We start from the raw sequence: 23878 nt of genomic DNA, 5'->3' as shown, positions 1-23878 counted from the left end.
CTTTTAGTTACACTATGTTTTGGTTATAATGTTATTAATAAGAATTGGAAAAGTATTTCAACTAGTTTTAGTATAGATAAATGTTAATTTTACATTAATGTTAATATATAGTATAAAAAAATTGGGAGTGATAAAGTGGCAAAGATTATTATAATAGAGGATACAGAAACTATTAGGCAGGAGCTTGCAACATTTTTAAATAGATATGGATATGAGGTAATAGCCCCTACTAATTTTGAAAATATAATATCTATTATTGAAAAAGAAGAGCCCAATCTCATACTCTTAGATATAAACTTACCTGTATTTGATGGATTCTACATTTGTAGAGAAGTGAGGAAAACTTCTCAAGTACCTATAATTGTGGTTACAAGTAGAGATAGTGATATGGATGAGCTAATGAGTATGAATCTAGGAGCAGATGACTTTATAACTAAGCCTTATAATACACAAATACTTTTAGCAAGGATAAATTCAGTGCTAAAGAGGGTAAATCAAGGGAATGAAGGGAATCAAGAAATATTAGTATATAATGATTTAAAGTTAAATCTATCTAATGGGACCATAAACTGTGGAGATAATGCTTTAGAAATCACTAAAAATGAATTAAAAGTTCTTTATTACCTTATAAAGAATAAAGGAAACATTGTATCTAGGGAGGATCTAATGGATTATCTATGGAAGTCTAATTTGTTTGTAGATGATAACACTTTGTCAGTTAATGTGACAAGACTTAGAAAAAAATTAGAGGAAATTGGAATTAAAGATGTTATAGAAACAAGAAGGGGACTTGGATATATAATGCCATAAATATATAAATATTTATGTAGAGAACTATTTATACATAAAACTATTTAAATATGGAAAAATAAAACTATTTAAATAGTTGTTCTGTTTATGCGGGTTTGAAGGAGTTTTCTACTATAAATAGTAGAGAGGAATAGATAAAATGAAAGTTAGGGATTATCTTAAATCAAGAATTGGCTTTTTAATAATTAATGGAGTCCTATTTATGATTTTTGTATCTATTTTAATATTTTTAAATGTAGGGAGTGGACTAATATTTTTATCTTTCATATTATGGTTTACTCCATTAAGTACATATTTAACCCTTGAAGTTATTAAACATAAGAAATTTCTAGACAATATTACAGGAACTATAGATAGCTTGGATAAAAAGTATTTGCTTCCAGAGGTTATGGAAAAGCCAGATTTTTTAGAAGGTGAAATAGTTTATCAAGTTCTTAAGGAATGTAATAAAAATATGCATGAAAATGTAAAAAAGTATGAATGTACCCAAAAAGAATATAGAGAATACATAGAAATGTGGGTTCATGAAGTAAAGACGCCTATTGCTTCTGCTAGACTTATTATAGATAATAACGAAAGTACGGTAACAAATAAAATTGGACATGAATTGAAGAAGGTAGAAGATTTTATAGAACAAGTCCTTTATTACTCAAAGAGCAACGATGTAAGTAAGGACTATATTATAAGAGAATTTAATTTAGAAGAAGCTGTTATGGAGATTTTAAGAAAGAATTCTAGAGATTTCATAAATAAAAAAATATCCTTAGAGATAGGAGATATGGGAGGTAAAATTTTCAGTGATATAAAATGGGTGGAATTTATTTTAAATCAAGTTTTAGGAAACGCCATAAAGTACTCTAAGGAATCAAATGGGATAATAAAAATATATTCAACTTCTACAGAAAATAAAATAACTTTAACTATAGAAGATAATGGTGTTGGAATTTCAGAAAGAGACATTTTTAGGGTTTTTGAAAAAGGTTTTACTGGGGATAATGGAAGAAAGTTTGGTAAATCCACAGGAATGGGATTATATCTGTGTAAAAAACTTTGTAATAGACTTGGATTGGGGATAAGTATTGAGTCAAAGTTAGAATATGGAACTAAGGTGTATATAAATTTTCCCCTAGGAAGATTTACTAGTTTCTAATAATAGCTAAAATAAAAACTGATTGGATAAAAATTAATCTCAATCAGTTTTTTTGTGGTAAATATTTGATTATATTATACTTATACCTAGGACTTCAATAGTCTAAAAAACAGGGCTACTCCTAATTTTATAGATGAACTTCTAGACTTTCATTATTATCTTACGAAAATGAAAGATTAATGACATGAAATTAAATACAACATATTTTTAGAAAAATATATAATAAGCTCATAAAGTTAAGGAAAAACTTAAAATGTATTTTAGGAGGATGAATTATGGAAAATGTCTTAAAGGTTGTAAATATAGAAAAATATTATGGTGGAAAGGGAAATGTGACTAAGGCTATTGATAATATAAGTTTTGAGGTAGAGAAGGGGGAGTTCCTTGGAATAATGGGACCTTCTGGAAGTGGTAAAACTACACTTTTAAATTGTATATCTACCATTGACACAGTGACTACAGGAAATATAATTATAAATAATAAAGATATAACTAGTCTTAAGAATAATGATATTGAAAAGTTTAGAAGAGATGAGCTTGGATTTATATTTCAAGATTTTAATCTTTTAGATACATTAACTGCTTATGAAAATATTGCATTGGCACTTACTATACAAGATGTAAAACCTAAAAGTATAGATGGAAGAATTAAAGCAGTAGCAAACAAATTAGGTATAAGTGAAATTATAAATAAATATCCTTATGAAATGTCTGGTGGTCAAAAACAAAGAGTTGCTTCAGCTAGAGCTATCGTTACTAATCCATCACTAATTTTAGCTGATGAACCAACAGGAGCATTAGATTCTAAGTCTTCTAGATTATTACTAGACTCCTTTGAGAAATTAAATGAAGAACTAGAAGCTACTATACTCATGGTCACACATGATGCGTTTACAGCTAGTTATGCTCATAGGATTTTATTTATAAAAGATGGAAAAGTATTTAATGAACTAATTAGAGGAAATGATAGTAGAAAAGAATTCTTTAATAGAATTATTGAGGTAGTGACATTACTTGGAGGTGACAGTGGAGATGTATTCTAAAATTGCATTAAATAATGTAAAGAAAAGTTTTAAAGACTATACCATATATTTTTTAACTTTAACCTTTGCCGTTTGTATATTTTATAGCTTTAACTCTATAGAATCACAAAAGGCAATGTTTGAAATAAGTAAGAAGGAAGCTAGTTTTATAGATATGTTAACTACAGTTATTTCTTGGGTATCTGTATTTGTGTCAGTAATTTTGGGTGGACTCATTGTTTATGCAAATAACTTTATGATAAAACGAAGAAAAAAAGAACTTGGTGTATATATGACATTGGGTATGAGTAAAAGAAAAATCTCAAGTATTTTAGTGTCTGAATCTTTTTTCATAGGCCTTATGTCTTTAGTAGCAGGGTTAATCTTTGGTATAGTTTTATCACAAGGATTATCTCTTTTTACAGCGAAGTTATTTCAGGTAGGCATGAGTGAATACAAATTTGTATTTTCACAAAATGCTGCTGTAAAGACTATAGCTTATTTTGGAATAATGTTTTTACTTATAATGATATTTAATACCTTTGTAATTTCAAAATACAAACTTATAGATATGATAAATGCTAATAAGAAAAGTGAAAATATAAAGATTAAAAATCCTATAGTATCAATTATTATTTTTATTTTAGGAGTAGGAATACCTATAACTGCTTATAAGTTTATAATAGAAGTGGGATTAGACATAACTGATTCTAGATTTACTATTTCGATAATACTGGGGATTCTAGGAACTATATTATTTTATTATGGATTAGCTGGATTTATATTGTATGTAATCAAGAATAGTAAAAATATATACCTTAAAAAACTAAATATATTTGTTACTAGACAGATAAGTAGTAAAATTAACACAAATTTTGTATCTATAACAGTTATATGTTTAATGCTCTTTATAACTATTTCTATATTATCTACGGGATTGAGTTTTAAAAATTCTTTAGAAAGTAGTCTTAAGGATACAGTACCTTTTGATGTCTCAGCTAGAATTATAAATTTTGAAGGCTCGGAAAACAAAACTATAGAACAGGCCATTAAAGAATTAGGGTTCAATTTCACAGATAAAGAAAAGTATGTAGTATTACAAGAGTATAGACTAGAAGAAAGTTATGGTGATTTATTAAAGGGATATGGAGATGGCAAAGAAGATAAATTTCTAGATAAAGGTTATAATGACATGTCAGCTCTAAAGATAAGTGATTATAATAAACTAAGAGAGTTAAATGGACAAAGTCCTATAGACTTAAAAGAAGATGAAGTATTAATAACCTCTAACTTTAGTAAATTAGTGCCTTTAGTTAAAAGCTATATGAAGGAAAACACAGTAATTAAAATAAATAATATAAACTATAATATAAAAAATCAAGAGCTTATTACAGAAGCTTATGAAAGCACAGGCTTTGCTAATAATTTCTTTACAGTAATACTTCCAGATAAAGCTTTAGAAAACCTTAAGCCCTATGACTCTATATTAAATTGTAACTTTGTAGGTGAAGATAGAGAAAAACGAGAATCAGAAATAGGAGAAATATTCAAAAATAGCAGAGATGAAAATGCTTCGGGTAAAGACTTTATAATATTAGGTGATACTAAGACTGGCATATACAGTATGACAAAAGGAGCTACTACAACAATTTTATATATAGGTATATATATAGGGATTGTATTTTTAATATCTAGTGCAGCAGTCCTTGCTCTTCAACAATTATCAGAAGCTAGTGAGAGCATTGATAGATATAAAGCTCTAAGAAGGATTGGAGCTTCAAGAAAGATGATAAATAAAACTATATTTATTCAAACTTTAATATACTTTGCAATGCCATTAGTATTAGCTATAATTCACTCCATAGTTGGAATTAGTGTAGCTAATGAATTTATATCTCTTTACGGCAATGCAGAGATAGGGGCTTCAGCCACTATAACAGCACTACTGATAATAGCTATATATGGAGGCTATTTCTACGCCACCTATATAGGCTATAAGAATGTAACTAACACTCCAAATCTATGATTTGGCTAAGTGTTAGTTACTCCAGGGAATGAAATGAATATATTTTTTAGTAGTAAAGGTAGCCTTAATGGCTACCTTTATATTTACATATAAGGTTATATTACATAACTACTATCAATTTTTAGATGAGAGTTTATAAACCACATCACACATATTAGCAACTTCTGGAGAATGGGTAACTAAAATTATGCATTTACCATGATCATGTGCCAATTTTTGAAATATTTTTATAATACTATTTTCTGTTTCAACATCAAGATTTCCAGTTGGTTCATCTGCTAAGATTACTGCAGGATCATAGGATAATGCTCGTGCAATAGCAACACGTTGTTGTTCACCACCGGATAACTTTAATATTCTACGATTAGCTGTAGTTTCATCCAATCCTACACTATTTAATAGTTCTAAGGCTTTTTCTTTTTTATTTGATATTTTTTTACCTGATGTGTCTATTGAAAGAATAACATTTTCAATGGCTGTTAAGTGAGTTAAGAGATTGAAACTTTGAAAAACAACTCCAATAAAATTACTTCTATATTTACAAGAATTGAGTTTGCTTATATCTTTTCCATCAAATAAAATGGAACCTTGTGTTGGCTTGGCAAGTCCAGATAATAAGGAGAGAAGGGTTGTTTTACCGGCGCCAGATTTTCCTACAATAGAATAAACTTTATTATCTTTAAATTCATAATTCATGTGACTTATAATTTCATGTTGCTTATTGTCATAAGAATAACATAAATCTTTTAGTATAAAAGAACTCATAATAACGGCCCCCTTTAAGTACGATTACTTAAGATTTTTAATGGTTCATATCTAAGAATAGATATTACTGCTGTTGCACTTGATATCAAGGCAAGTAAAATACCTAGTCCTAATAGTTGGAATAAAACAACAACATCTATACTTGCTGTAATATCTTTAACATAATTAATTTTTGTTTTACTATTAGACGGCCTTGACATGCTACCTTTACTACTGTCCATTCTACCTTGAAATTCACCACCGAAGTTTTCTTTAGTTGTTTGGTTAGATGTTTCTACAGAAGCAATTTGATTTTCTAACAACTTATCTGCGATTGGAACAGAAATAGTAGCACCAATACAAATGCTTATTACTATGGAGATAAATGTAATGATAAATGCTTCAGATATAAATTGAGTTGCAATTTTTACTTTATTCATACCAATAGCAGCTAATACCCCAATTTCATATTTTCTTTCTCTTGCAGCAAATAGGTTGAAAATAATTAGTATAGCTGCACCTATTATTAAAACAACTAAAAGAAAATACAGTGAATAATTGCTTAAGTTATTTAGTGGTATTAGGCTTTGTTCGTAGGAATCAACATCTTGTGATGAAATTGTATAGATTGTATCATCTAAACCAAGAGCAACAACGTCTGTTTCAAAAGCCTTATAGTTTTCAATATTAGAGAACACGTATGTACCACTTTCCTGACCACGTAAAGCTGTAGAGATTTCTATTCCTGATGTTTCATCAGTCTCAACTGTTGCATTTGATTTAGATTTATCAACAATTGAGTTTAAGGCATTGAAACTTACATAAATTTGATTTGCAGGATCAGATGAAGCATTAAAACCCATCATGTTTCCTTGTTGAGAGGTAGAAGATTCACTATTGTTATATATACCGCAAACTGTCATTGCTACATTTTCTTCCTCATTATTTGGATTTACTAATGTGATACTATCTCCAATCTTCAATTCATTAAGAATGGCTAATTCATCACTAACAATGCATTGTGGTTTCGTTGTCTCTGAATCAAACACAGTTCCATCTGTAATTTTTTTTGTACCATTCTTAAATGATGTCATTGCATCGTGGGAACTGTATCCAATAATAGTGAAATCTCCCTGACTCCCCATTTTACCAAATCCCTTATTACCATTTGGGTTATTCACTGGCATTCCATTTGAATTAATAGAATCTTCTTCATTTGTAGTAGAGGTATCTACGGGTGATAAAGTGATATCGCCGTTAAGAGAAGAGGTAATAGTATAGTAAAAATCATTTACAAATTTAGATTGTGCATAAATTTGCATTTCCTCTAATGATAAATTTTGTGAACCTTGTAATGTTTTTAATTTATCATTAGAGGATTCAGCATTTTTCATTAGTGATTGTCGGTCTACGGATATTTGTGCAGTAATTTCCAATGAATCAAGAGAGGCCTCCCTTGAAGTTTCTGCACTTTGTCTAATACTAAGGGCAATACAAGCGGAAACAGAAATAATTATTGTTATAATTGTAATTAAAATATTTCTAACTTTTGCTCTTGTAATACTTTTTAAGGCATTTTTAAAGATGTACATAATAATCTTCCTTTCTAACAGAGATTAAATTTTCTAAGTGGTTACCTGTAAGATTAATTATGAAATACTTACCTTAAAATAATCTTAAAAATGTAATATATAAATAAAGTTTCTACACTCTAATAGTTTAATTATATATTAGAATATAGAAACATTATTATAACGAAAATATTAAAAAATTTATTCCAATTTTAGCTCCACTCTATTCTTGAAAAATTATTAACTAGTAAAAATTTTAACTAATATAAAATTTATTTATATTTAAATGATATTACATTAATTATATACTTATACAGATTAATCCTGTAAAATAATATTATGATAGACAAATGGAAAATAAAAAAATTTATTTAAAAAAATGTTAAGGCGGTTTTTGGAAAGTTTTTATAAAAGCTTTAAATTTATAGATGTAGAGGTGGAGAAAATGAAAAAAGTCTTAATTCTTGGAGGAAGCTATTTTATAGGAAAAGCCATTGTAGAAGCTTTATTAGGTTCTCAGAAAGATTATGAAATTTACACCTTAAATAGAGGAAGCAGAAAAAACGAAGATAAAAGAATTACTAATATAATTTGTGACAGAGAAGATTTAGATGAAATGAAAAAATGTCTTAGTGAGCATGAATTTAATTATATAATTGATGTGTCTGGACTTAATGTAAATCAGTTAGAAATTCTTCATGAAGCCTTAAATTATGAAAAGTTAGAGAAATATATTTTTATTAGTTCAAGTGCTGTCTATGATGTAGAAAATTATAAAATACCTTTTAAGGAATCATTTATGTTAGGTAAAAATAAATATTGGGGAGATTATGGAACAAACAAAATAGAGTGTGAAGAGTTTTTAGAGGATAAGTATAACTATAGTAATGTTCAGCTTATAATACTACGCCCTCCTTATGTTTATGGAGAAAATAATTATGCAGCAAGGGAAGGCTTTATTTTCCATCATATTATCAATGATAGGCCTATTCTAATTCCTAATGATGGAGAGACTAAAATTCAATTTATCTACTCTAAGGACCTAGGCAATTTAGTAGAAGGATTTTTAGAGACAAATCAAGATAATCTATCTATTTATAATGTTGGGAATAGTGAGGCAGTGACCTTTAATACATGGATAGAATTATGTGAGAAGGCTGCTGGTAAAAAGGCAATAAAGTATCATTTTTATTATGAGGAGAAGGGGTATAATGAGAGAGACTTCTTTTCATTTTTTAATTATGACAATGTGTTGGATGTAAAAAAAGTCCATAGTATATTTAAAGAAGAAACTTCTATGGAGGAAGGCTTAAAGAAGTGCTATCAATGGTATCTTCATAATGAATCTACGGTTATGATGAAAAAGCATGTAGCAGAAAAGGAAGAAGAAATTTATAAGTTATTAGGAAAATAGTTCATAGTTTTATAATATGGATGTATAACTATGAATTTAGTAATATATGGAGATTAAAATGGATAAGTTAATATTTTGGGATTTTCAAGGTACATTAGCTCATAATGAGTGGATGCTTAGTAAAGCTTTATTCAAGGTTTTATGTAAGTATGAACCATATACGGAAATAGGTATTGAAGATTTTAAGAAAATCTCATTAGTGGGATTTCCTTGGCAACAACCTGAAAAGGAATATGTGAATCTCACTTCTAGTGATGCTTGGTGGAACCATGCTGAAGATATATTAATAAAGGGATATATAAAGTTAAATATCTCAGAAGAAAAAGCAGCTATCTACTCAAAAGAAATTAGACAAGTACTTGCATCAGGAGAAAGTTTTCAACTATATGAAGATACAATAGAAGTATTACAGTACTTTATGAAAAAGGGTTATTCAAACGTAATACTCTCAAATCATATTCCTGAATTACCTAAGATAGTAGAGAAATTAGCATTATCACCGTATATAATCGATTGTATATCATCTGCTAATGTTGGATATGAGAAGCCAAATCCTAAAATATATCATTATGCTTTGAAGAAGCATTGCAATTATAGGGATATATGGATGGTTGGAGATAGTATTTTAGCTGATGTAACAGGTCCAGAACATGTTGGAATTAAAGCAGTATTAGTAAGATCTAATACAGAAGAAAATGTTAGATATTACTCAAAGGATTTATTAGGAGTGAAAGAAATAATAGTATAGAAAATTAATATTGAAAATGGTTAGCAATAAGCTATTGAGTTCATACAGGATAAGATAATCATTAGATTTAGAAAAACTATTTATTATACTGTGATAATTAAAAATACATTGGAGGATAGCTATGATAAAACAGTACACAAATTTAAATGATTTAGATATGTCTAGAGAAATAAAAGAAAATATTGAAAGAATATTCATGGGGAATAATGGAGAAAAGACCTTAGAGCACAGTATTAATGTTGCTAAAACTAGTATTATAATTGCAGAAAAATATAACTTAGATAAAGATGTTTGTGAAATTGCTGGATATCTTCATGACATTAGTGCAATTATTAGCCCTGAAGACATGCTACAGTATGCTAAGGATAATAATTGGTATATAGATGAGGCAGAAAAAAAGTACCCATTTTTATTACATCAACGTTGTTCAGTTAAATTAGCAAAGGAAGGTTTTAACATAGAAGATAATAATATACTAGGTGCAATAGGTTGTCATACTACTTTAAAATTAAATCCTACACCATATGAGATGACTTTATTTATAGCTGACAAACTTTCATGGGATCAAGATGGAAGACCTCCTTTTTATGATTTGGTAAAAGAAGAATTAGACAAGTCATTATATCATGCATCTTTAGCATATATGAATTATATTGTAGATAATAAGTTAATATTATATCCACATAAATGGTTTATAGAAGGAAAACAATGGCTAGAAGAATTTATTAATAAAATAGGTAATTAATTAAATGTATATATAATGGATGAACTTTAGATAAAGGGTAGGGTGAGTGTTATATGGATTTTTTATATATTGTTATAGGGGTTATAGTGGCTGAGTTTATATGTTCAATATTGTTTAAAGGACTTAATGATAGCATTATTGGACTTTTTAAACCGATGCAGAAATTTGTATCAAAATCTAAGAAGAAGAAAATATGGAGTGCTATAGGGTATGGTATTGCTGTTTTTATTGCTTTGACAATTAAGGATAGTTTTGAACTACATTACATTTGGTATGGTATATTAATTGGAGTTTTATTGTCGCTTAATGACATAATCTTTGAGAGAGGAGTATTTGAGAAGAGAATAGACAATCTATAATAATATTAAAGTATAAAATTTTATAGTATTAATAAGGTATAAAGCTAGTTTTATGATAGCTTTATACCTTTTATTTTAATTTATTTTAGACATAACTCTTTTAAATTCGGATATTGCACCATTAAGAGAAATTAAATCTTCATCTGGTAGCACAGATAACTTTTCCTTAAGAAAGCTTTTCATTAAATCCTTTTTGATTTTAAAGACTTCATTGGCTTTTTCTGTTATTTCAATTCTAATAACTCTTCTATCTTTTGGATCTTCATATCTATTAACATAACCACACTCAAGGAGTTTATCTATTATTGGGGTCATATTGGGTTTAGATATACAAAGGTCTCGGGCTATACTAGACACCGATGAAGGTCCATTTTGAGCTAGGTAAAAAACCACTTTTACATGAGATGGTGGCACAACTGTATTTTTCATAAAGTCTTCTAATTTTATAATCTTTTTATGAAGTAGCATCATAAGAAGGAAAAAGTCCTCAGATAGTTTAGTTAAATTTTTTTCATCCATAATAATTCTCCTTTGGCTGCAGTATTGAATTTCTATATTAAAATCGTTAATTAAAAATTAAAAAATCCACAATAAAATAGTTATTGACTTATAATAGTTATAAAACTATAATTAATATATGTTTATAACTGTTATATACTTATAAATAATATAATATCATAATTTATATAAATTAATAAGTATTTTATAAGATTATTATAAATAAATTTTTTTTAAATTGCAAATAAACTGATAAATTGTAAATACTATTGTTATCTATGTTCATATAGCATAGGTAATAAAGTATTTTGTTTTTAGTTTATTTCTTAGTGATTCATTATTGTAAGAGGGAGTGGAGGAATATGTTCAAGTTAATTAAATATTTAAAGAACTCAGTGGTGCCAATTATCATCATAATTGGATTACTAATTGTTCAAGCAGTCTGTGACCTTTCTTTACCTGACTATACTTCTAATATAGTAAATGTTGGAATTCAGCAGGGGGGAGTAGAAAAAGTTACACCAGAAGTAATTAGAAAGAGTCAATTAGAAAAGTTAGAACTATTTATTAGTGAAGAGGATAGAATAGAAATTAAGAGTAATTATACTTTGTTAGATAAAGATTCTCTTAGTGATGAAGAATACAATAAATATGTGAAGAAGTATCCTTCTTTAGAAAATGAAGGTGTATATAAGCTTACAACTAAGAAAAAGGATAAAGAAACCATTGAAAAGTTAAATGGAATATTTGCAAGGCCAATGTTAGTAGTGCAAGGCTTTGAAAGTGACAGTGAAGAAAGTAAGGCCATGAAAGCAGCAATTATAGCGGAGTTTCCTCCTAATATGGGTATAGATGAAAATGCAGATATATTGGAAGTGATGTCACAGTTACCGCAGGAACAGCGAGATACTATGATGAAAGATATAGATAAAAATTTTGAGAACTTACCTAATACTATGATAGACCAAGCAGCTATTAGTTATGTAAAAAATGAGTATAATAATATTGGTTTGAATATAGACAAAATGCAAACTAACTATCTTCTTTATACAGGAGGATTAATGATACTTATAGCCCTACTAAGTATGGCTGCTACAGTAACTGTTGGATTTATTGGGGCTAGAGTGGCAGCAAACCTTGGTAAAAACCTTAGAAGTAAAGTATTTTCTAAAGTTATAGGTTTTTCTAATGCAGAATTAGATAAATTTTCTACTGCGTCACTTATAACTCGTAGTACCAACGATATTCAGCAAATTCAAATGCTTATGGTAATGCTTCTAAGAGTAGTATTCTATGCACCAATCTTAGGAATTGGTGGAGTAATAAAGGTTTTAAATACAGAAACTTCAATGGCTTGGATTATTGTTGTTGCAGTAGTTGCTATTTCAGCAGTAGTAATTGTTTTATTTACAGTAGTTATGCCAAGATTCAAGAGGGTTCAGAAACTAGTTGATAGGATTAACCTTGTAACTAGAGAAATTTTGACTGGTATGATGGTAATTCGTGCATTTAGTACAGAAAGACATGAAGAAAAAAGATTCGATAAAGCAAATAATGATTTAACCAAGAATAATTTATTTGTCAATAGAACTATGGCTTTAATGATGCCAACTATGATGTTGATTATGAATGGAATTACTATTTTAATAGTATGGAATGGATCACATAGCATTGATGCAGGAACCATGCAAGTTGGAGATATGATGGCATTTATTCAATATACAATGCAAATTATAATGGCATTCTTAATGATATCTATGGTTTCAGTGATGTTACCTCGTGCTACAGTTTCAGCTGGGCGTATAGATGAAGTATTATCCACTGAATATGTAGTTAAGGATCCTGTAGCTCCAATAAAACTTGAAGAAGATAAAAAGGGATTTCTTAAATTTAATAATGTTTCCTTTAAGTATCCAAATGCTGAAGAAAATGTTCTAAGTAATATAACTTTTACTGCTATGCCTGGAGAGACTACCGCATTTATTGGTAGTACAGGAAGCGGTAAATCCACCCTTATTAATCTTGTACCGAGATTTTATGATGTGACTGAGGGAGAAATACTTTTAGATGGAATTGACATTAGAAAAGTAAGTCAACATGATTTAAGAGAAAAGATAGGTTATGTACCTCAAAAAGGAGTGCTATTCTCTGGTACCATTGAAAGTAACTTAAAATATTCAGGTAAAAGTATTACAGACGAAAATATGATAAAGGCTGCAGAGATTGCACAAGCCACTGACTTTATTAAAGGTACTAAGGAGAGTTATAATACTGAAATATCTCAAGGGGGTACTAATGTTTCAGGGGGCCAAAAACAAAGACTTTCTATTGCAAGAGCTATTGCTAAAAAACCAGAGGTATATATTTTTGATGATAGTTTCTCAGCTTTAGATTTTAAGACTGATGCGGCATTACGAAAAGCCCTTAAAAAAGAAACATTAAATAGTACAGTTCTAATTGTAGCTCAAAGAATAAGTACGATTCTACATGCAGAGCAGATAATAGTTTTAGAGGAAGGTAGAATTGCAGGTATTGGAACTCACAATGAGTTAATGAAAACTTGTGATGTGTATAAACAAATAGCACTATCTCAACTTTCAAAGGAGGAGTTAGCTAATGAGTAAGGAGCAAAATATGAAAAAAGGGCCTATGGGTGGTGGAGGACCTATGGGACGTGGACCAATGGGAGGTCCTGGAGAAAAAGCTAAAAACTTTAAGGGCACCATGCAAAAGCTTATTAGTTATCTTAAACCTTTTACTGCATCCATAATAATTGTTATAATATTTGCCGTTGGAAGTGCTGCTTTTTCTATAATTGGACCTAAGGTTTTAGGTAAAGCTACCACTAACATTTTTAAGGGACTTGTAGGTAAGATAACAGGTTCAGGAGTAGGCATAGACTTTGAATATATAGGAAGAATTTTATTATTACTTTTGATTTTATATATAATTAGTACATTATTCTCTTTTGTACAAGGTTTTATAATGTCAGGAGTTACTCAAAAGGTTTCATATAATCTTAGAAAAGAGATTTCTGAAAAAATTAATAGAATGCCTCTTAAATATTTTGATAATAAGACTCATGGTGAAGTTTTATCTAGGATAACAAATGATGTAGATACCGTAAGTCAAAACTTAAACCAAAGTATGACTCAAGTTATAACTTCAATTACTACATTAATTGGAGTACTAATAATGATGATTTCAATAAGTGGTATCATGACAGGGGCAACTCTCCTTATATTGCCAATATCTATGTTTTTAATATCGGTAGTAGTTAAGAAATCTCAAAAACACTTTAGAAATCAACAGAAATATTTAGGAAATGTTAATGGTCAAGTAGAAGAGGTTTATGGAGGTCATAATATAGTTAAGGCCTTTAATGGAGAAGAAGAGGCAATTAGAGAATTTAATAAGTTAAATGATAAATTATACGACTCGGCTTGGAAGTCTCAATTTTTATCTGGAATGATGATGCCTATTATGACCTTTGTAGGAAACATAGGCTATGTAGTAGTATCTATTTTAGGTGGATGGCTGGCTATTAAGAAAACTATTGAAGTTGGAGATATTCAATCCTTCATTCAATATGTAAGATCTTTTAATCAACCAATAGCTCAGTCAGCTCAGATAGCAAATCTAATGCAATCTACAGCAGCGGCTGCAGAAAGAGTTTTTGAATTCTTAGCAGAAGAAGAGGAAGTGCAATTTGCAGAAAACCCTATTAAAATAAAAAATCTGTTATTGTCAGAAGATGAGGGAGAAGAAATTCAAGGTGAAGTAAACTTTGAAAATGTTCACTTTGGGTATAAAGAAGATAAGATTATTATCAATGATTTTTCAGCACATGTAAAACCAGGACAGAAGGTTGCTATAGTTGGACCTACTGGAGCAGGAAAAACTACCATGGTTAAATTGCTTATGAGATTTTACGATGTGAATAGTGGAGCTATCTTAATAGATGGTCATAATATTCAAGATTTCAACCGTCAAGATTTACGTAGTATATTTGGTATGGTACTTCAAGATACTTGGTTATTTAATGGCTCTATTAAGGAAAATATCAGATATGGTAGATTAAATGCCAATGATGAAGAAGTTATTGCTGCAGCTAAGGCTGCCAATGTGGATCACTTTGTAAAAACTTTACCTGATGGATATGATATGATTTTAAATGAAGAAGCTAATAACGTGTCTGCAGGTCAAAAGCAATTACTTACTATAGCTCGTGCAATTCTTGCAGATCCTAAGATTCTAATTTTAGATGAAGCCACTAGTTCTGTAGATACTCGTACTGAGGTTTTAATACAAAAGGCAATGGATAATTTGATGAAGGGTAGAACTAGTTTTGTAATTGCTCATAGATTATCTACTATAAGGGATGCAGATTTAATCCTTGTAATGAAAGATGGAGATATAGTAGAACAAGGAAATCATAATGAGTTACTTGCAGCCAATGGCTTCTATGCAAACTTATATAATAGTCAATTTGAAGACATTAAAGAAGATGTAGTTTAATAACTAAATAAAAAGTAAATAGAGTTTTTTAACTAGGATAGAGTTTATTCCATCTGAAGTTTATTGACATAGTTTTTAAGAACTAGCTTAAATTAAGTAAATTAATTTGAGTTAGTTCTTTTTATTTTAGAGATAAGTATAACCTAGTATTTAGGAAATAATAATAAAGTAATTAATTAAATATATAATAAATATAAGTTCATTTAATATATAAATAATTAATAGACAAATATGAAAAAGATGATATAATTACCATTAATAAATGTGTAATATTAAATATGCTAAAAAATAATTATAGTAAACTGAATAAAATTCATGTTTATTAAATATATGGAATATTAGAAGGAGATTTATCATGAAGGCAAAACAGGTTTTAGATATAGCTCTTTCAGCAGGTGAACTACTTATTAGTAATGGATCAGAATCCTATAGAGTAGAGGAAACTATTGAAAGGATATGTAAAGCATATAATTATAAAAGTGAATGCATAACTACAGGAAAAGGAATTTTTATATCTATTTTAGATGAGGATCAAGAAAAGGTTACATCACTAAAAAAGGTTAGAAGCAAGAGTGTTGATTTATATAGCATAGAGCTAGTAAATAGTTTTTCTCGAAGCATCGAGTCAGAGAAGATTTCCTATGAGGAAGCAATGGAAAGACTAGAAGATATAAGAAAAACGCCTACTTTTAAATTACCTATTAGAGTGTTAGCTGGTGGGATGACTTGTTTTATTTATTCATTATTTTTCAACGGAACAATTTTTGCAGCCTTTATATCTACAATTATTGGTATGATAATATATTATATGGTAGATAAGGTATCCAATGTAGGATTTTTTCAGTTCTTTATCTTCTTTTTCTCAGGATTTCTTATAGCTAGTATAAGTATTTTATTTGAAAATATTATAACTATAGTGAACAAGGACAAGATTATACTAGGGTCTATCATGGTACTATTACCTGGTGTAGCCCTTACTAATGGAATAAAAGATATAATTTATGGTGATTTTACATCAGGAATTTCAAAGGTGGGTGAGGCTGTTTTAATAATTACAGCAATTGGTTCAGGAATTGGTACTGCATTAGCCTTTAGAAATTTTCTAGGAATCTTTTAGATATAATATATTTAGATGAAAGTAGAGGCTATGTTATGATTAGACAAATTGTTTTAGCGTTTTTTGGAAGTGTATTTCCTGCCATATTATTTAATATAGATAGAAAAAAATTAGCTTGGGCTGGGATTTCAGGAACTCTTGCATGGTTAAGCTATTTAATAGTGTTCAACTATGGAGGAAGTGTAATTATTGCTACTTTCATGGGGGCATTTGTAGTAGGAGTTTATAGTGAAGTAATGGCAAGAAGGTTAAAGGCTCCAAGTATGCAGTTTTCAATACCAGGAATATTCCCGTTAGTACCAGGAGTTATGGCCTATAACACAGTATTATATATAGTAGCTCAAAATTATGACCTTGCTTATAGCAGTGCAATGAAAACTATTATAGTAGGTGGAGCTATTGCCTTTGGAATGATGTTATCTTCAACTACTTATAAATTTTTTAGCAAAATTCAAAGAGATATAGAAACAAAGAAAACAGCATAAAATAAAATATTAGGCTATGTTTTAAACTGTTGTTAAAACATAGCCTATATTTAAATTAAGTTTAAATTTATACTTAATTATTGAGCCTTCTTTTCGTTTTCCTTGTTATTTTCAGGGTTACACTTATTATCACACTCTGGTTTTCTCATATGTTTTCCAGGAGTCTTTGTATTTTGTTTTTTCTCATCAGTTTCGTTTAGAGTTGGTTTCTTTTCATCTTCTTTAGGAGCTTTTTCATTCTCAGGCTTAGACTCACTTATAGTTTGCTTCTTTTCATCAGGTTTTTTTGTCTTTTCTTCTTCCTCAATCATAGTTGGTTTCTTTTCCTCAGTGGGTTTTTCATCCTTAGATTTTTCTGATGGAGTCTCTATAGTAGTCATTTTTTCACTATTAGAATCCATTGATATATTATCATATCCAAAGGCTACAGTAGAAGAAGTCATGATGGCACCAACTAATGTTAGCATAATTAAAGATTTTTTCATTGTAATACACCGTCCTTTTAAAGTATTTACTTAAATTCTTAAGTATGAGTATATTTGATGAGAACAACAAGAATAAGGATAAGCTATTGAAAAATAAAAGGTTTAAGAAAACTCGACTTTAGTTTATCCTTAGAAAGAAAAAATATGTTATTAAAAATTTTCCATTAAAAATGTGGATAATAATAAATTAAAAGTAAATTTGAAAATTATAGTTTTTATGTTATAATGAAGTTAATTTAATAATTATTTAGCTAGGGGTGCCTAATGCTGAGAGAAGCAATAATTGCTTTAACCCTTGAACCTGATGTGGATAATGCCATCGAAGGAAAGCTTTAAAAGATTTTAATAATAGCTTATTTATAAAAATGTTTATAAATATTTATTTTATGAATTCATCTAAAGGCTTACCTTGTGTAAGCCTTTATTTTTTTAGATAAGAATTAATAAAGGTTTGTAAAAAAATATGTAAGCAATTATTTTCTCCTAAAGAAAGGCGCTAAATTATTAAATTAAATAATTATTGTACGTAGGGAGGAAGAAAGTATGAATTTTACAACACAAATGGATGCCGCTAGGAAGGGCATTGTAACAAGAGAGATGGAGATTGTAGCTAAGTCAGAGAATATGGATATTCAAGAGTTAAGGGCTTTAGTAGCGGAAGGGAAGGTAGCTATACCTGCTAATAAAAATCATAAATCCCTTGTACCACAGGGAGTAGGACAAGGTCTCAAAACTAAAATAAATGTAAATTTAGGTATATCCAAAGATTGTGATGATATAGATAAAGAAATGGAAAAGGTAAAAGTTGCTTTAGATATGAAAGCAGAGGCTATTATGGACCTTTCTAATTATGGAAAAACTGCAAAGTTCAGAGAAAAGTTAGTAGAAATGTCTACAGCGATGATTGGAACAGTACCAATGTATGATGTAGTTGGCTTTTATGATAAGGAACTAAAGGATATCTCTGTAGATGAATTCTTTAAAGTAGTAGAAAAGCATGCACAGGATGGAGTAGATTTTGTAACTATCCATGCAGGACTAAACAGGGAAACTATAAATACTTTTAAAAGAAATAAGAGGATTACTAATATAGTTTCAAGGGGAGGATCTCTTTTGTTTGCTTGGATGGAATTAAATCAGAGAGAAAATCCATTCTATGAGTATTTTGATAGATTATTAGATATATGTGAAAAATATGATTTAACTTTAAGTTTAGGAGACGCATGTAGACCAGGTTCGATAGCTGATGCCACAGATGCTTCACAAATTAAGGAGCTTATGGTATTAGGTGAGCTTACAAAAAGAGCTTGGGAGAGAAATGTACAAGTTATAATTGAAGGTCCAGGGCACATGGCTATAAATGAAATAGAAGCTAATATGTTACTTCAAAAAAGACTTTGTCACGGAGCACCATTTTATGTTTTAGGACCTTTAGTTACGGATGTAGCTCCAGGTTATGATCATATAACTTCTGCCATTGGTGGAGCTATTGCAGCAAGTTATGGAGCAGACTTTTTATGTTATGTAACTCCAGCAGAACATTTAAGACTTCCAAACCTAGATGATATGAAGGAAGGTATAGTAGCAGTAAAAATTGCAGCTCATGCAGCGGATATTGCTAAAGGAATTAAAGGTGCATCGCAGTGGGATAATGAAATGAGTAAGGCAAGACAGGAACTTGATTGGGAGAAGATGTTTACCTTAGCTTTAGATGAAGAAAAGCCAAGAAAATATAGAAAAGAATCTACACCTCATCATGAAGATAGTTGCACTATGTGTGGTAAAATGTGTTCTATGAGAAATATGAACAAGATTCTTAGTGGAAAAGATATTAACCTTTTAAGAGAAGATGATTAATAATTAATAAAAGGACACTATTAAAAATTAAGCTTTTATTGGTAGTTTAAGCTTAGTAATTTTAAGAGTGTCCTTCTTTATTATACTTTTATGTTTAATAACTTGAATAATATAATTAATAATAAAGGAATAACTGTTTTAAAGTTTAAATTATTAATATATATCTGCAGTTGCTAAGTTCACTGAATTTATTGAATTTAGCATTAGTTCATCTTCTAAGGTGTTTATTAACGTAACTTTATCTCTTCCAGATTCTTTAGAGATATATAATTGTTTGTCTGCAATTTCAATCATATAGTCAGTTGATCTAAGAGAGGAAAGGTTTCCATAGACCCCACCAATACTAACAGTAATTACAGAACTCTCATTATCATGAGTAGATTTTATTTTTAAGTCCTTAACTTTACAACTTATTAGATTACCTAGGTAAATAGCTTCATCATAGGTTAAATCCTCAGCAAGATATATAAATTCTTCTCCACCGTATCTACCACAAAAATCGTGACGGGAGGTAGAAATGTCTTTTAAACATTGAGCAATACTAGCAAGACATTTATCACCATGCATATGACCCCAATAATCATTATATAATTTAAAGTTATCCACATCTATCATAAATAAAACCATATTATTTTTATTGAGTTTAGAATATTTCCATAGTCTACTAAACATTTGGTCAATGGCATGTCTATTTGAAATTTTAGTAAGAGAATCTTTCAATGCTTTAAATCGTAAATTCTTATTCTCATTTTTCATATATTGTAGCCTTTTATTTTGGGATTCTATTTCCATTTCTAGTTTTTGATTTATTATTTTAATTTGTTCTAATTCTTCAGCTTCTATAGCATGATTACATTGAATTCTTATAATTTCTAGTTTAGATTTCATAGTAGATGAAGAAACTTCTTCTTCTGAAAGGTGGTACTGCCTGTAATATTCTAAGGCTGTTTTAAAATCTCCTAATGATTCGTAGTATTTAGAAAGCTGCAAATGTATTTTACTAAGCTTATGTTTGGAATTAAGTTCCTCAGCACAATGTATAGCTTTATTTAAATATTCTATAGCATCACCAGAAGAAGTGGAAAGCTTTAAAAAACCAATGTTAAAGTATAAATCTATGATATAAAATTTGTTACTAATGGTTTCTAAGTGTTCTAAGGATTTATTATAGTATTCCATGGCTTTATCAAACTCTTTATTTTTAAAGTGAATGAAACCAATATTATTTTCTATTTCACCTAGGAGTATAAAGTTATTAAATTCAATAGCTATATCATAGCTTTCAAAAAATATTTTTAAAGCTTTATGGTAATTATTCTTCTCTAGAAGAACTTGTCCTATATTAAATAAAATAGATGCAGATAGTGAAGTATAATTAAATTTTTTAGCTTTAGCTAAAGCTTTCTCATAATATTTCAAGGCTTTATTATATTGGGTAGTTATCCTGTGAATCTCTGCCATATTATTAAGGGAACAGGTGTGAATAAAGCTATGTTTATCATCAATACACAAATCTAGAACTCTAAGACAATTTATTAAAGAATCCTCATAAAGTCCAACGTGAAAATATGCGCAACTTAAAAGATTTAAAGCTACAACAATGCCTTCCTCTTCATTTAATTCCATAAATATATCTAGAGCATGATGACCATATTCTACCCAGTTGGCAAGATTTGATAGTGATCTGTAAATTAAAGCAAAATTAATAAAGCAATAGCCCATTGCAGATTTATTATTAAACGCTTCAGCTAATTTTAATGCTTCTTTTGTTATTTCATAAGCTTTTCTAGGATCGCTATGTACAATAGTGTTTCCATCATCAATAAGTTTAAAAAGTTCTTTTGAGTTATTATCCATACTAAACAACCTACTTTTCTTAGAATAGTTTAATTATAATTTGAATTTAAACTTATAACTGATTAACCAATGAATTTTTAACCTTGCGGTTACAATAATATAATAACATAAAATTAGATGAAAAATAATAAAAAATTATATGTTACATAAAAATTACTTAGAGAATTTAAGTAATATAAGTCTAAATAAGTAATTATATGTTACATTTAATTTACTTGTTATTAGTCACAATATTTTTTTAATCTTTCAAAATCTAGAATAACTATTTTTTTAGATGTGCTTGCTAATATTCCTTGGGATTTTAACTCATTAAGAACTCTAGTAACGGTAACTCTAGAGCAGCCGATTAAATTTCCTAATCCTTCATGGGTAAGCGGGAGACTTAGTTCAATTGGATCATTACATTTAGAATAATTATTTATAGTTTGAGCAACAATTCTACAAAGAGCAGAGCAAATTTGAGCTCGTGGTGATCTCTTTAAAAGGTCTCCCATCTGAAATAAAGAAATTTGATATTTTCTTAATATACTTTGAAGAAAATACTCATAATTTTTAGGTTTATCATTTAAATAATTATATAAAGTTTCATAATCAATAAATGAGATTGAAGTATCTTCTAATGTAACTGGAGTAATGCCTATATGAGAGTGATGAAATAAACTTTCCTCCCCATATATTTCTCCTGGTATTAAAAAAAATAAAATTTTTTCAAGACCATTTTTAGTATAGATACAAACCTTCACTTTTCCTTCAGTAACTATTGAGAGTTTACCCCCAGGAAAGTAATCTATATGCTCATTTTTTTTATAATGTTTTATAATTCCTAAAGGAGCAAGTTCTTCAAGAAAAAAGGTTCTCATTTTTTCTTGTGGAATATGTTTAAAGTATTCTTCATACATATATTAAATCATCCTTTTCAATTTAATAGAGTAATAAGTAATGTTTATGTTAAATCTTAAAAAACGTCTATAGTATAATATAATTCCTCATATTATAGGAATTATTTTTAAACTAAATTTTATTCATTAGTATTATTTTTGTTATTAATAGTAGATTCATTTTGTGGAGTAACAGTAGCAATAGTTGATAGGTTTGTACCTATAGCTTGAAAAAGATTTCCTAATAGATTAATTTCATCAGAAGTTCTATTTTTAGCTATATATATAGAGAGAATAGCAGCTGCTACAACTAATTCTTCGGGGTTTAGATTATAAGACATAAATTCACCTTAAGAAAATAATTATTATTTTATATATTATGCAATAGAAATAGAGATGTCAATAAATTTAAATATAATTTTAGTTTATTGCAATAAAAAATCTATCAAATAAATGATAGATTTTTCTACTTGTATTATTATAGGCTATTCATATACTTTTTCCAGTCTCCATGATGAATATAGATTGCATGGGAATTAAAGTTTTTATCATTGCCATCTACGTATTTATATACATAACAATTTTCAATAGCCTTTGTTTCAAGATTTTTGACATTTATAGTAGTTCTTATATATTCATTGATTGATATATCTTCAAAGGATCTGAATCCTTCCATTTGATCTAAGGAAACTATATCTTCATAAAAATCTTTTAGTGCCATAATTTCTCCAATAACAGTATCTTCTCCATCTAGTAAAGCAGGGTATCCCTTGTGAGGAAGATGGAAAAGCTTTCCCCTTACTTCGCCTAGAGAAGCTGGAGATACTTTACTTTTTAAGTATTTATCATAGTTAAAGAAACCTTCTCTTAAGCTTCCATATACAAATACTTTTTTTTCTTCTGTTGGGTATGTCATTAGCAGATTGTACCTCCTATAGTTTTAATGTCTTCATTTCCATTATTAACTAGGGCTTCTATACAAAGCTCAAGACATTTTGAAATATCTTGAAGATTCATATAAGGTGTATTTGGCTTTGTAACCACTTGATTTGGTATATATGGAACGTGAATAAATCCACCTTTCATATGAGAGTACTTTTTATCGATAAGATAAAGTAATCCATACATTATATGGTTACAAACAAATGTTCCAGCAGTATTAGAAATTGCAGAAGGATAGCCATTATCTACCATGTTTTTAACCATTGCTTTTATAGGTAAGTTAGAGAAATAAGCATTTTCTCCATCTTCTTTAATTTTTATATCTATTGGTTGATTTCCTTCGTTATCTTTAATTCTAGCATCATCTATATTAATAGCAACTCTCTCCGGCATAACTGCAAATCTACCACCTGCTTGTCCGATGCAAATAACTGCATCTGGGTTATGATTTTTGATAGAGCTTTCAAGGGCCTCTATTGATTTATTAAAGACAGTAGGAATTTCTACCTTTATAACTTCTACGCCAGCAATATTATTAGGAAGTAATTTTACTGCTTCAAGAGCTGGATTTATAGGTTCTCCTCCAAAGGGATCAAAACCACTTATTAAAACTTTCATATATATATTTAATGAAGCATTAGCTTCATTAAAA

The 23878-nt window shown here is 28.9% G+C and carries 22 protein-coding genes and 1 riboswitch; of the genes, 13 read left to right on the top strand and 9 right to left on the bottom strand.

From position 1 onward, the window contains the following. Positions 1-135 precede the first annotated feature (135 nt). The 4 genes from B2S02_RS15805 (at position 136) to B2S02_RS15790 (ending at position 5008) form a co-directional block, all read left to right on the top strand. The gene (locus B2S02_RS15805; protein ID WP_035135324.1) at positions 136-810 is read left to right on the top strand and encodes a response regulator transcription factor; all 675 of its coding nucleotides are present in this window, start codon (positions 136-138) and stop codon (positions 808-810) included. 139 nt (positions 811-949) lie between these two features. Further along, positions 950-1960, top strand: a complete 1011-nt coding sequence (locus B2S02_RS15800; protein ID WP_346849124.1) for a sensor histidine kinase — start codon at positions 950-952, stop codon at positions 1958-1960. A gap of 275 nt (positions 1961-2235) precedes the next feature. Then, positions 2236-3003: an ABC transporter ATP-binding protein gene (locus tag B2S02_RS15795; RefSeq protein ID WP_346849123.1), complete on the top strand. Its 768-nt coding sequence runs from the start codon at positions 2236-2238 to the stop codon at positions 3001-3003. Further along, entirely contained in the window at positions 2993-5008 is a 2016-nt protein-coding gene (locus tag B2S02_RS15790; RefSeq protein ID WP_346921113.1) for an ABC transporter permease, read from the top strand. Before B2S02_RS15795 ends, B2S02_RS15790 begins: the two co-directional genes overlap by 11 nt. 114 nt (positions 5009-5122) lie before the next feature. Here B2S02_RS15790 and B2S02_RS15785 read toward each other — a convergent pair whose 3' ends face one another. Next, positions 5123-5773: an ABC transporter ATP-binding protein gene (locus B2S02_RS15785; RefSeq protein ID WP_346921011.1), complete on the bottom strand. Its 651-nt coding sequence runs from the start codon at positions 5771-5773 to the stop codon at positions 5123-5125. 14 nt (positions 5774-5787) lie between these two features. Next, on the bottom strand, positions 5788-7344 hold the full coding sequence (locus B2S02_RS15780; RefSeq protein ID WP_346921010.1) for an ABC transporter permease: 1557 nt from the start codon (positions 7342-7344) through the stop codon (positions 5788-5790). A 424-nt stretch (positions 7345-7768) separates the two neighbouring features. Between B2S02_RS15780 and B2S02_RS15775 the strand changes: the two genes are divergently transcribed. The 4 genes from B2S02_RS15775 to B2S02_RS15760 all read left to right on the top strand — a co-directional run bounded on the left by B2S02_RS15775 (position 7769) and on the right by B2S02_RS15760 (position 10589). After that, positions 7769-8737 carry an NAD-dependent epimerase/dehydratase family protein gene (locus B2S02_RS15775; RefSeq protein ID WP_346891002.1) on the top strand — a complete coding sequence of 323 codons (969 nt, stop codon included), beginning with the start codon at positions 7769-7771 and terminating at the stop codon, positions 8735-8737. Between the two features lie 58 nt (positions 8738-8795). Then, positions 8796-9485 (top strand): HAD family hydrolase, encoded by a 690-nt coding sequence (locus tag B2S02_RS15770; RefSeq protein ID WP_346849119.1) that lies wholly within the window; start codon positions 8796-8798, stop codon positions 9483-9485. A gap of 121 nt (positions 9486-9606) precedes the next feature. Then, on the top strand, positions 9607-10230 hold the full coding sequence (locus tag B2S02_RS15765) for an HD domain-containing protein (RefSeq protein WP_346921009.1): 624 nt from the start codon (positions 9607-9609) through the stop codon (positions 10228-10230). A gap of 53 nt (positions 10231-10283) precedes the next feature. After that, positions 10284-10589 (top strand): hypothetical protein, encoded by a 306-nt coding sequence (locus B2S02_RS15760; protein WP_346878289.1) that lies wholly within the window; start codon positions 10284-10286, stop codon positions 10587-10589. 75 nt (positions 10590-10664) lie between these two features. On the opposite strand, the gene B2S02_RS15755 is transcribed toward B2S02_RS15760, so the two are convergent. Further along, positions 10665-11108 (bottom strand): MarR family transcriptional regulator, encoded by a 444-nt coding sequence (locus B2S02_RS15755; RefSeq protein ID WP_346878290.1) that lies wholly within the window; start codon positions 11106-11108, stop codon positions 10665-10667. Positions 11109-11449: 341 nt separating this feature from the next. Between B2S02_RS15755 and B2S02_RS15750 the strand changes: the two genes are divergently transcribed. The 4 genes from B2S02_RS15750 (at position 11450) to B2S02_RS15735 (ending at position 17207) form a co-directional block, all read left to right on the top strand. Further along, positions 11450-13711, top strand: a complete 2262-nt coding sequence (locus B2S02_RS15750; RefSeq protein ID WP_346849115.1) for an ABC transporter ATP-binding protein — start codon at positions 11450-11452, stop codon at positions 13709-13711. Then, on the top strand, positions 13704-15605 hold the full coding sequence (locus tag B2S02_RS15745; protein WP_346921008.1) for an ABC transporter ATP-binding protein: 1902 nt from the start codon (positions 13704-13706) through the stop codon (positions 15603-15605). Before B2S02_RS15750 ends, B2S02_RS15745 begins: the two co-directional genes overlap by 8 nt. Positions 15606-15960: 355 nt before the next feature. After that, on the top strand, positions 15961-16722 hold the full coding sequence (locus tag B2S02_RS15740; protein ID WP_346877982.1) for a threonine/serine exporter family protein: 762 nt from the start codon (positions 15961-15963) through the stop codon (positions 16720-16722). A 5-nt stretch (positions 16723-16727) separates the two neighbouring features. Then, complete coding sequence (locus B2S02_RS15735; RefSeq protein ID WP_414632900.1) at positions 16728-17207, top strand: threonine/serine exporter family protein; 480 nt, start codon at positions 16728-16730, stop codon at positions 17205-17207. 77 nt (positions 17208-17284) lie between these two features. Here the strand turns inward: B2S02_RS15735 and B2S02_RS15730 are convergent, their stop codons facing one another. Next, on the bottom strand, positions 17285-17692 hold the full coding sequence (locus B2S02_RS15730; protein ID WP_346849113.1) for a hypothetical protein: 408 nt from the start codon (positions 17690-17692) through the stop codon (positions 17285-17287). 243 nt (positions 17693-17935) lie between these two features. Continuing rightward, positions 17936-18037: riboswitch (TPP riboswitch) on the top strand. Between the two features lie 198 nt (positions 18038-18235). Here B2S02_RS15730 and thiC point away from each other — a divergent pair. After that, positions 18236-19549, top strand: a complete 1314-nt coding sequence (thiC, locus tag B2S02_RS15725) for a phosphomethylpyrimidine synthase ThiC (RefSeq protein ID WP_346849112.1) — start codon at positions 18236-18238, stop codon at positions 19547-19549. A 153-nt stretch (positions 19550-19702) separates the two neighbouring features. Here thiC and B2S02_RS15720 read toward each other — a convergent pair whose 3' ends face one another. The 5 genes from B2S02_RS15720 to pcp form a co-directional block, all read right to left on the bottom strand. Beyond that, entirely contained in the window at positions 19703-21406 is a 1704-nt protein-coding gene (locus tag B2S02_RS15720) for a tetratricopeptide repeat-containing diguanylate cyclase (RefSeq protein WP_346849111.1), read from the bottom strand. Between the two features lie 221 nt (positions 21407-21627). Next, on the bottom strand, positions 21628-22305 hold the full coding sequence (locus tag B2S02_RS15715; protein WP_346849110.1) for a Crp/Fnr family transcriptional regulator: 678 nt from the start codon (positions 22303-22305) through the stop codon (positions 21628-21630). 119 nt (positions 22306-22424) lie between these two features. Next, a complete protein-coding gene (locus tag B2S02_RS15710; protein ID WP_346849109.1) occupies positions 22425-22625 on the bottom strand; it encodes a hypothetical protein in 201 nt (66 codons plus the stop codon). 137 nt (positions 22626-22762) lie between these two features. Further along, positions 22763-23200, bottom strand: a complete 438-nt coding sequence (locus B2S02_RS15705; RefSeq protein ID WP_346849108.1) for a gamma-glutamylcyclotransferase family protein — start codon at positions 23198-23200, stop codon at positions 22763-22765. Then, on the bottom strand, positions 23200-23844 hold the full coding sequence (gene pcp, locus B2S02_RS15700; protein WP_346849107.1) for a pyroglutamyl-peptidase I: 645 nt from the start codon (positions 23842-23844) through the stop codon (positions 23200-23202). The genes B2S02_RS15705 and pcp overlap by 1 nt, the downstream gene beginning before the upstream one ends. Positions 23845-23878 lie beyond the last annotated feature (34 nt).

It is taken from the genome of Clostridium sp. UBA7339, assembly GCF_002470865.1.
Lineage (GTDB): Bacteria > Bacillota > Clostridia > Clostridiales > Clostridiaceae > Clostridium_J > Clostridium_J sulfidigenes.
Note: the sequence above shows the minus strand (reverse complement) of the source record. Positions and strands in the feature narration are given on the sequence as shown.

Bases quoted from the DNA above. Each gene is read 5' to 3' on its own strand.
- B2S02_RS15715 (WP_346849110.1), bottom strand. From the start codon at position 22,305: ATGTATGAAGAATACTTTAAACATATTCCACAAGAAAAAATGAGAACC.
- B2S02_RS15760 (WP_346878289.1), top strand. From the start codon at position 10,284: ATGGATTTTTTATATATTGTTATAGGGGTTATAGTGGCTGAGTTTATA.
- pcp (WP_346849107.1), bottom strand. From the start codon at position 23,844: ATGAAAGTTTTAATAAGTGGTTTTGATCCCTTTGGAGGAGAACCTATA.
- B2S02_RS15790 (WP_346921113.1), top strand. From the start codon at position 2,993: ATGTATTCTAAAATTGCATTAAATAATGTAAAGAAAAGTTTTAAAGAC.
- B2S02_RS15745 (WP_346921008.1), top strand. From the start codon at position 13,704: ATGAGTAAGGAGCAAAATATGAAAAAAGGGCCTATGGGTGGTGGAGGA.
- B2S02_RS15705 (WP_346849108.1), bottom strand. From the start codon at position 23,200: ATGACATACCCAACAGAAGAAAAAAAAGTATTTGTATATGGAAGCTTA.
- B2S02_RS15775 (WP_346891002.1), top strand. From the start codon at position 7,769: ATGAAAAAAGTCTTAATTCTTGGAGGAAGCTATTTTATAGGAAAAGCC.
- B2S02_RS15800 (WP_346849124.1), top strand. From the start codon at position 950: ATGAAAGTTAGGGATTATCTTAAATCAAGAATTGGCTTTTTAATAATT.
- B2S02_RS15740 (WP_346877982.1), top strand. From the start codon at position 15,961: ATGAAGGCAAAACAGGTTTTAGATATAGCTCTTTCAGCAGGTGAACTA.
- B2S02_RS15785 (WP_346921011.1), bottom strand. From the start codon at position 5,773: ATGAGTTCTTTTATACTAAAAGATTTATGTTATTCTTATGACAATAAG.
- B2S02_RS15750 (WP_346849115.1), top strand. From the start codon at position 11,450: ATGTTCAAGTTAATTAAATATTTAAAGAACTCAGTGGTGCCAATTATC.
- B2S02_RS15720 (WP_346849111.1), bottom strand. From the start codon at position 21,406: ATGGATAATAACTCAAAAGAACTTTTTAAACTTATTGATGATGGAAAC.
- B2S02_RS15730 (WP_346849113.1), bottom strand. From the start codon at position 17,692: ATGAAAAAATCTTTAATTATGCTAACATTAGTTGGTGCCATCATGACT.
- B2S02_RS15710 (WP_346849109.1), bottom strand. From the start codon at position 22,625: ATGTCTTATAATCTAAACCCCGAAGAATTAGTTGTAGCAGCTGCTATT.
- B2S02_RS15795 (WP_346849123.1), top strand. From the start codon at position 2,236: ATGGAAAATGTCTTAAAGGTTGTAAATATAGAAAAATATTATGGTGGA.
- thiC (WP_346849112.1), top strand. From the start codon at position 18,236: ATGAATTTTACAACACAAATGGATGCCGCTAGGAAGGGCATTGTAACA.
- B2S02_RS15755 (WP_346878290.1), bottom strand. From the start codon at position 11,108: ATGGATGAAAAAAATTTAACTAAACTATCTGAGGACTTTTTCCTTCTT.
- B2S02_RS15770 (WP_346849119.1), top strand. From the start codon at position 8,796: ATGGATAAGTTAATATTTTGGGATTTTCAAGGTACATTAGCTCATAAT.
- B2S02_RS15765 (WP_346921009.1), top strand. From the start codon at position 9,607: ATGATAAAACAGTACACAAATTTAAATGATTTAGATATGTCTAGAGAA.
- B2S02_RS15780 (WP_346921010.1), bottom strand. From the start codon at position 7,344: ATGTACATCTTTAAAAATGCCTTAAAAAGTATTACAAGAGCAAAAGTT.